This window comes from Vibrio sp. 1580, assembly GCF_033340055.1.
The window spans coordinates 1-1,586 of the sequence record NZ_JAWOVT010000046.1; the positions used below are offsets into that span (position 1 = coordinate 1).

Genomic DNA, 1,586 nt, shown 5'->3' on the forward strand with positions numbered 1-1,586 from the left:
GTCCCCAGCTGCACATTACCTGTCCACTCAAGCGCATCTTTACGGGTGATCACGTTAATCACACCACCAATCGCATCGGAACCATACAGCGTCGACATCGGGCCGCGGATCACTTCGATTCGCTCAATGGCTTGAAGTGGTGGCAACCAACCTTGTTCAATACCAGGGCCATCGCTATTTGGGCGAGTTTCGCGAGTACTTTGGCGCTTACCATCCACAAGAATTAACGTGTACTTAGAGCCCATACCACGAATGCTGATATCGGTTGTATCACCACCACCAGTCACAACAACGCCCGGCACACTTTTCAGTGCATCAGTCACGTCGCGGTAGTAGCGCGAGTCCAATTCTTCTCGCGAGATAACACTAATACTTGCAGGCGCATCCGCTTGGGATTGCTCATAACTTGACGCTGTCACCACGACGGTTTCCATTTTAGAAACTGAGTCGTTAGCAAATACATGAGGGACACTGACGAAGGCTAAAACACCAGTTGCAGTTAGCACTGGCAGTCTAAGAGTGGACATCTACATCTCCATAATTGATAATGATTATTATTTTCGAAGTGGAATTATTCATAAATAGAATGAGATGCATAGTGAGAGTTATGGAACGGTTCTTCCCATATATGGAATCCGTACATAACGCAGTAAGGAGTAAGATATGCACGACTTAGCATCAATTCGTGCTTTTGATGCGCTTAACCAACACAAAAGTTTGACCGCAGCCGCCAAAGCACTGAATCAGCCGAAATCCACCGTGAGCCGCCGCTTAGCACAATTAGAAGCCGACTTTGGCCAAGCGCTAACGACTCGACAAGGCAACCGCTTGATTCTGACACGCGCAGGGGAGATTTTTGCCGACTACAGCCGCCAGATCCTAGAGCTCAGCGAGGAAAGTTATGAGGCGCTTCAAGGCTTAAATAATCAAGTATCAGGCTCTCTACATATCGTTTGCCACGCAGCGTTAGTTCGCAGTTGGTTAGGCGATGTGCTCAATGAATTTCTGGCGGAGAACCCTGACGTCAGAGTCCAGCTCACCAGTGATTTTTCCGATACACACCACGATCCAGATTTGTTTATCTGGCTAGGTGAACACAAAGGGCTGGATTGGCGCAAAGAAACGCTTGGCGTATTTCGTTACACCCCATTCGCGTCGCCAAACTACATCGAAAAACATGGCCCCATCCACCACCCGAGAGAACTAAACAAACATCCGTGGATAGATTTTGGGTCGATACAAGAGAATGGTTTGCTACTCTCGCACCCAGAACAAGGGGAGTTTTTTCTAGAACCATTTGTCAGCCGACTCTATAGCGACAACATTGCTATGCAGATCGATAGTATCGCCAACGGACATGGCATTGGTCTCTTGCCAACTTGGACTGCACAAGGGTATGAGAAACATCACCCCGGCCGTATCACCCCATGCCTTGAAGGCTGGCTTTCAGAGCCAATAACGATCAACTGTTATACACCAGCAGGGCGTCATCCTCTTCGCTTATCCGTACTGCTTGAAGATATTCACCAAAGTATTCCGCTAGATTGGAAATATTGAGACAAATAAAAAGGCCATCAACATGATGG

General features: G+C 47.9%; 2 protein-coding genes. One reads left to right on the top strand and one right to left on the bottom strand.

Annotation, left to right across the window (positions count from 1 at the left end; translation table 11 throughout):
- Positions 1 to 434, bottom strand: a 434-nt coding sequence (locus tag R7093_RS23885) for a TonB-dependent receptor plug domain-containing protein (protein ID WP_318146845.1), incomplete at its 3' end; no start/stop codon positions are given.
- 229 nt (positions 435 to 663) lie between these two features.
- On the opposite strand from R7093_RS23885, the gene R7093_RS23890 reads away from it, so the two are divergent.
- The gene (locus R7093_RS23890; protein WP_005493888.1) at positions 664 to 1,557 is read left to right on the top strand and encodes a LysR family transcriptional regulator; all 894 of its coding nucleotides are present in this window, start codon (positions 664 to 666) and stop codon (positions 1,555 to 1,557) included.
- The last annotated feature ends 29 nt before the right edge of the window (positions 1,558 to 1,586 follow it).

What these genes read in the sequence shown, in the direction of transcription:
- R7093_RS23890 (WP_005493888.1), top strand. Translation starts at nt 664, where the DNA reads ATGCACGACTTAGCATCAATTCGTGCTTTTGATGCGCTTAACCAACAC.